The 6,735-nt window shown below is 70.4% G+C and carries 5 protein-coding genes; all 5 read left to right on the forward strand.

Annotated features, from left to right (window positions below; translation table 11 throughout):
* Positions 1-417: 417 nt before the first annotated feature.
* The gene (locus ABZX75_RS33630; protein ID WP_355417845.1) at positions 418-1,185 is read left to right on the forward strand and encodes an IclR family transcriptional regulator; all 768 of its coding nucleotides are present in this window, start codon (positions 418-420) and stop codon (positions 1,183-1,185) included.
* Between the two features lie 315 nt (positions 1,186-1,500).
* Positions 1,501-2,289, forward strand: a complete 789-nt coding sequence (locus ABZX75_RS33635) for an MIP/aquaporin family protein (protein WP_355417848.1) — start codon at positions 1,501-1,503, stop codon at positions 2,287-2,289.
* Between the two features lie 36 nt (positions 2,290-2,325).
* A complete protein-coding gene (gene glpK / locus ABZX75_RS33640; RefSeq protein ID WP_355417851.1) occupies positions 2,326-3,867 on the forward strand; it encodes a glycerol kinase GlpK in 1,542 nt (513 codons plus the stop codon).
* A 44-nt stretch (positions 3,868-3,911) separates the two neighbouring features.
* Complete coding sequence (locus ABZX75_RS33645) at positions 3,912-5,519, forward strand: glycerol-3-phosphate dehydrogenase/oxidase (RefSeq protein WP_355417854.1); 1,608 nt, start codon at positions 3,912-3,914, stop codon at positions 5,517-5,519.
* Between the two features lie 127 nt (positions 5,520-5,646).
* Positions 5,647-6,645: a PAC2 family protein gene (locus ABZX75_RS33650; protein WP_355417857.1), complete on the forward strand. Its 999-nt coding sequence runs from the start codon at positions 5,647-5,649 to the stop codon at positions 6,643-6,645.
* The last annotated feature ends 90 nt before the right edge of the window (positions 6,646-6,735 follow it).

Here is a 6,735-nt window from a genome sequence, read left to right on the forward strand (position 1 = left end):
GACGGATCCTGCGCCTGGAGCATCGTCCCCATCGCCCCGTCAGCGACGACCACACGGGTCGCCAGCGCCTCACGAAGGGCATCGGCCCGGGTCTGGGTGTCAGCGGGCGGGTTCGGCAACGAGGCCATGCTTGTGCTCCCTGGGATGCGACGGCTGTCGGCTTTGCACCCTCTCTGTGTCAAAGGGTGCACGCGGCCAGGGTAACCGCGTGGCCCCGGACCCGGTGAGGGCGTCCCACGTGGCGGACTGCATTCTGTGGCGGGGGCCTGCCGGGTATCGGATTCGATGTCCCGACGGAGTTGTCTAGAAGACTTCCCCGACCATGCGGGAGGTCGGCATCGACCGATACTGTTCAGCATTGTCGAACCGCGTCACCATGGACATACAAGGTCAGTACGGTCAGCAGGAGGCTGCACGATGGCACGGAACATCCAGTCGCTCGAACGAGCCGCTGCGATGCTGCGGCTCCTGGCAGGCGGCGAGCGCCGGCTGGGGCTCTCGGATGTGGCCTCCTCACTGGGTCTGGCCAAGGGCACGGCCCACGGCATCCTGCGCACCCTGCAGGCCGAGGGCTTCGTGGAGCAGGACCCGGCCTCCGGGCGCTATCAGCTCGGCGCGGAGCTGCTGCGCCTGGGCAACAGCTATCTGGACGTGCACGAGCTACGCGCCCGCGCCCTGGTCTGGACGGACGATCTGGCCCGGGCCAGCGGCGAGAGCGTGTACGTGGGGGTGCTGCACAAGAGCGGGGTGCTGATCATGCACCACGTGTTCCGGCCCGACGACAGCCGTCAGGTGCTGGAGGTCGGGGCCATGCAGCCGCTGCATTCGACCGCCCTGGGCAAGGTGCTGTCGGCGTACGACCCGGTCGCCCACACCCAGGCCCACGAGGTGGAGCGCGAGGCGTTCACCCCCCGTACCGTCACGGACGGCCCGGGGTTCGAGGAGATCCTGACGCTGACCCGGGCGCGCGGCTGGGCCGCCGATGTCGAGGAGACCTGGGACGGCATCGCCTCGGTGGCGGCCCCCATCCACGACCGGCGCCGGATGCCGGTGGGCGCGGTGGCGGTCGCGGGCGCCGTGGAGCGGGTCTGCGGGGAGTCCGGGGAGCCCCATGCCGCCCTGGTGGCCTCCGTACGGGACTGTGCGCGTGCGGTTTCACGCGATCTCGGCGCAGGCCGGTTCTGAGCTTCCGGGCAGGCGTGGCAGCCGCTCCCTGGCCGCTTTCTGCCCTCTTTTAGCCATATACCGGCCGAGTCGTGGCCGGATTTGGGCGATCGTACCTCGTGGTAACGATCCGGCACCTTGGCCTGGCCACCCCTTGACGCATTCTTCACTCGGGCGGAAAACTGCCGTTCACCGGTCGGCATTGTCGAACACCTGACGGCAATACGCGTTAAGGTGTGACACGCCAAGGACCGGTGCAGCACTCACCGAGTGCGCGGACGGCCGGACGGGACCGGTGTCCGCCCACCCCCTGGACGTATGACAAAGGAGTCGCGGGTGTCCAGCTCCGACATCTTCATCGGCGAGATCATAGGTACCGCCGTACTCATCCTGCTCGGCGCCGGCGTGGTCGCCGCCGTCGTGCTCAAGCGCTCGAAGGCGCAGAACGCGGGCTGGCTGGCGATCACCTTCGGGTGGGGTTTCGCGGTCATGGTCGCCGTTTACATGACCGGCACCCTGTCCGGCGCCCACCTCAACCCCGCCGTCACGGTCGGTATCGCGATCAAGGACGGCGACTGGAGCAACGTTCCGGTCTACTTCGCCGGCCAGCTGCTCGGCGCCATGATCGGTGCCACGCTGACCTGGGTGGCGTACTACGGCCAGTTCCAGGCCCACCTCACCGATCCGGAGATCGTCGCCGCCAAGTCCGAGCACGCGGGCCTGGTCGACCAGAAGACGGAGCCGGCCGCCGGCCCGGTGCTCGGTGTCTTCTCCACCGGCCCCGAGGTCCGCAACGTGTGGCAGAACCTCGCCACCGAGATCATCGGCACCCTGGTGCTCGTCCTCGCGGTACTCGCCTTCGGCCTCAACGACGACGGCAAGGGACTCGGCACGCTCGGCGGTCTCATCGTCGCCCTGACCGTCGTCAGCATCGGCCTCTCGCTCGGCGGCCCGACCGGCTACGCCATCAACCCGGCGCGCGACCTGGGTCCGCGCATCGTCCACGCGCTGCTGCCGCTGCCGAACAAGGGTGGCTCCGACTGGGGGTACGCCTGGATCCCCGTCGTCGGCCCGCTGATCGGCGGCGCCCTCGCCGCGGGTATCTACAACCTCGCGTTCGTCTAAGCCGTTCGCCCACCGGACTTCCCAGGAGCAGCCACCATGACCAGCAGCACCGGCCCGTTCATCGCCGCGATCGACCAGGGCACCACCTCCTCCCGCTGCATCGTCTTCGACCGTGACGGCCGCATCGTCGCCGTCGACCAGAAGGAGCACGAGCAGATCTTCCCGAAGCCGGGCTGGGTCGAGCACGACGCCACCGAGATCTGGACCAACGTCCAGGAGGTCGTCGCCGGGGCCATCACCAAGGCGGCCCAGGACATTCCGGGCTTCACGGTGGCCGACGTCAAGGCCGTCGGCATCACCAACCAGCGCGAGACCACCCTCCTGTGGGACCGGCACACCGGCGAGCCGGTGCACAACGCGCTGGTCTGGCAGGACACCCGCACCGACGCCCTGTGCAAGGAGCTCGGCCGCAACGTCGGCCAGGACCGCTTCCGCCGCGAGACCGGCCTGCCGCTGGCGAGCTACTTCGCGGGCCCGAAGGTCCGCTGGCTGCTCGACAACGTCGAGGGCCTGCGCGAGCGCGCCGAGGCCGGCGACATCCTCTTCGGCACCATGGACTCCTGGGTCATCTGGAACCTCACCGGCGGCGCCGAGGGCGGTGTGCACGTCACCGACGTCACCAACGCCTCGCGCACCATGCTGATGAACCTCCACACCCTGGCCTGGGACGAGCGCATCGCGGAGTCGATGGAGGTTCCGCTCAACGTCCTGCCCGAGATCCGCTCCTCCGCCGAGGTCTACGGCCACGTCAAGGACGGCGTCCTCGCCGGTGTCCCCGTCGCCTCGGCGCTCGGTGACCAGCAGGCCGCGCTGTTCGGCCAGACCTGCTTCGCCGAGGGCGAGGCGAAGTCCACGTACGGCACCGGCACGTTCATGCTGATGAACACCGGTGACAAGCTCATCAACTCCTACAGCGGCCTGCTGACCACGGTCGGCTACCAGATCGGCGACCAGAAGCCGGTCTACGCGCTGGAGGGCTCCATCGCCGTCACCGGCTCGCTCGTCCAGTGGATGCGCGACCAGATGGGCCTGATCAAGTCCGCGGCCGAGATCGAGACGCTGGCCTCCTCGGTGGAGGACAACGGCGGCGCGTACTTCGTGCCGGCCTTCTCCGGCCTGTTCGCCCCGTACTGGCGCTCCGACGCCCGCGGTGTGATCGCCGGCCTCACCCGGTACGTCACCAAGGCGCACATCGCCCGTGCCGTCCTGGAGGCCACGGCGTGGCAGACCCGTGAGATCACCGACGCCATGACCAAGGACTCGGGCGTCGAGCTCGCGGCCCTCAAGGTCGACGGCGGCATGACCTCCAACAACCTGCTGATGCAGACGCTCTCGGACTTCCTGGACGCCCCCGTGGTGCGCCCGATGGTCGCCGAGACCACCTGCCTCGGCGCCGCCTACGCCGCCGGCCTGGCCGTCGGCTTCTGGCCCGACACCGACGCCCTGCGCGCCAACTGGCGCCGCGCGGCGGAGTGGACCCCGCGGATGCCCGCCGAGCAGCGGGACCGCGAGTACAAGAGCTGGCTCAAGGCCGTCGAGCGGTCCATGGGCTGGGTCGACGACGAAGACGCCAGCTGACCGCACGGCCGGCGCAATCGACGAGTAAGTAGGAGTCAAGGGATATGAGCAGCCTGCAGAGCGTTCCCACACTGGGTACGCACCCGACCGCCGGCTCGAACGCGAGCCGCGCCGAGACCCGTGAGCAGCTGGCGAAGGCCACGTACGACCTGCTCGTCATCGGCGGTGGGATCCTGGGCACCTCGGTGGCCTGGCACGCCGCACAGTCGGGTCTGCGGGTCGCCATGGTGGACGCCGGCGACTTCGCCGGCGCCACCTCCTCGGCCTCCTCCAAGCTCGTCCACGGCGGCCTGCGCTACCTGCAGACCGGCGCGGTCAAGCTGGTCGCCGAGAACCACCACGAGCGGCGGGTGCTGGCCAAGGACGTGGCCCCGCACCTGGTCAACCCGCTCACCTTCTACCTCCCGGTGTACAAGGGCGGTCCGGTGGGCGCCGCGAAGCTGGGCGCGGGCGTCTTCGCGTACTCGGCGCTCTCCGCCTTCGGCGACGGCATGGGCAAGGTCATATCGCCGGCCCGTGCCGCCGCCGACAACCCGGGCCTGAAGACGGACAGCCTCAAGGCCGTCGCCGTCTACTACGACCACCAGATGAACGACTCCCGCGTCGCGGTCATGACGGTCCGCGCGGCCGTCGAGTCCGGCGCGGTCGTCCTCAACCACGCCGAGGTCACCGGTCTGCGCATGACGCGGGGCCGGGTCTCGGGCGCCGACCTCAAGGACCGCCTCGACGGCACCGAGTTCGGGGTGGACGCGCGGGTGGTGCTCAACGCCACCGGCCCGTGGGTGGACCACCTGCGGCGCATGGAGGACAAGCACTCGATGCCGTCCATCCGCCTCTCCAAGGGCGCGCACATCGTCATGAAGCGCAAGTCGCCGTGGAAGGCCGCCATGGCCACCCCGATCGACAAGTACCGCATCACCTTCGCCCTCCCGTGGGAGGACCAGCTGCTCCTCGGTACGACCGACGAGGTCTACGAGGGCGACCCGGCGGACGTGCGCGCCACCGAGGCCGACATCCAGCAGATCCTGGACGAGGCGGCCTTCTCGGTGAAGGACGCGGACCTCGACCGCTCGCTGATGACGTACGCCTTCGCGGGGCTTCGGGTGCTGCCCGGCGGCCCCGGCGGGGTCGAGAAGGCGAAGCGCGAGACGGTCGTCTCCGAGGGCGCGGGCGGCATGCTGTCGGTCGCCGGCGGCAAGTGGACGACGTACCGCCACATCGGCCGCGTGGTCATGGACAAGCTGGCGAAGCTCCCGGGCAGCCCGCTGACCGAGGATATGGAGCCGCTGAAGTCGCTCGTACGCCGGGTGCCGCTGCCCGGCGTCGCCAACCCGAACGCGGTCGCCCACCGGCTCCTGGTGGACCGCGAGCCGGGCAGCCGGATGGACCCGCTGACCGCTCGCCACCTGGCCTCGCACTACGGTTCGCTCGCGTTCGACATCGCGCGGATCGCGAACGAGGACCCGGCGCTGGCCGAGCGGATCCACCCCGACGGCCCGGAGATCTGGGCACAGGTCGCCTACGCCCGCGACAACGAGTGGGCCGAGACGGTCGACGACGTGCTGCGCCGCCGCACGACGGTGACCATCCGCGGCCTGGACAACGCCGAGGTGCGCGGCCGCGTCGAGGAGATGCTCGGCGACAAGGCATAGGTGCCACACCCGTGGGGCAGAGGGGCGGTTCCAAGGGGAACCGCCCCTCTGCCGTGGGCTGTGGCTGGTGTCCCATCAAGGCTTAGGCTGGCCCACGTACGCAAGGGAACTTCGGAAGGAGACCTGGGTGATCGAGCTTGAGGGCGTGCCCGAGCTGATCGACCCGGTCATGGTGGCCGCGTTCGAGGGCTGGAACGACGCGGGTGACGCGGCCTCCGGTGCGGTCGCGCACCTGGACCGGGAGTGGAAGGGCGAGGTCTTCGCGGCTCTGGACGCCGAGGATTACTACGACTTCCAGGTCAACCGGCCGACGGTGTGGCTGGACAACGGGGTACGGAAGATCACGTGGCCGACGACCCGCCTTTCGGTGGTCCGGATCAAGGGCGCCAAGCCGCGGGACCTCGTGCTGGTGCGCGGCATCGAACCGTCCATGCGGTGGCGGTCGTTCTGCAACGAGATCCTCGGCTTCGCGCACGAACTGGGCGTGGAGATGGTGGTCATCCTGGGGGCGCTGCTCGGAGACACTCCGCACACCCGGCCGGTGCCGGTGAGCGGGGTCACCTCGGACGCCGATCTGGCGCGGACGATGGACCTGGAGGAGACGAAGTACGAGGGTCCCACGGGCATCGTGGGGGTCCTTCAGGAGGCCTGTACGCACGCGGGCGTCCCGGCGGTGTCGCTGTGGGCGGCGGTGCCGCACTACGTCTCGCAGCCGCCGAACCCGAAGGCGACGCTGGCGCTGCTGAACCGGCTGGAGGATCTGATCGACATCCGGATCCCGCTGGGCGAACTGCCGGAGGACGCGCGGGCGTGGCAGCTCGGGGTGGACCAACTGGCCGCCGAGGACAGCGAGGTGGCGGAGTACGTGCAGACGCTGGAGGAGGCGCGGGACACCGCGGACCTCCCGGAGGCGTCGGGGGACGCGATCGCGCGGGAGTTCGAGCGGTATCTGCGTCGCCGTGACCCGGCGGCGGGGCCGGCGCCGGAGCCGGGCGACGGTTCGTACCTGCGGGACACCACCAGCGGCCGGACGCGCCCCCCGAAGCGCAAGCCGGACCCCTCCGGGGAGGAGCCGCAGCCGCCGGCGGCGACCCCGCCGGACGAGGACGCGCCCCCGGAGGCGTAACCGGGCGGGCGGGGCCGGAGTCGCCCTGCGGGCACCTCCGCCCGCGACGCAATGACGAACGCCGGGCCCGCCGCATCTGCGGCCGGCCCG

Source organism: Streptomyces sp. NPDC003038, assembly GCF_040611115.1.
In the GTDB taxonomy this organism is placed as follows: domain Bacteria; phylum Actinomycetota; class Actinomycetes; order Streptomycetales; family Streptomycetaceae; genus Streptomyces.

What these genes read in the sequence shown, in the direction of transcription:
- ABZX75_RS33630 (WP_355417845.1), top strand. Translation starts at nt 418, where the DNA reads ATGGCACGGAACATCCAGTCGCTCGAACGAGCCGCTGCGATGCTGCGG.
- ABZX75_RS33645 (WP_355417854.1), top strand. Translation starts at nt 3,912, where the DNA reads ATGAGCAGCCTGCAGAGCGTTCCCACACTGGGTACGCACCCGACCGCC.
- glpK (WP_355417851.1), top strand. Translation starts at nt 2,326, where the DNA reads ATGACCAGCAGCACCGGCCCGTTCATCGCCGCGATCGACCAGGGCACC.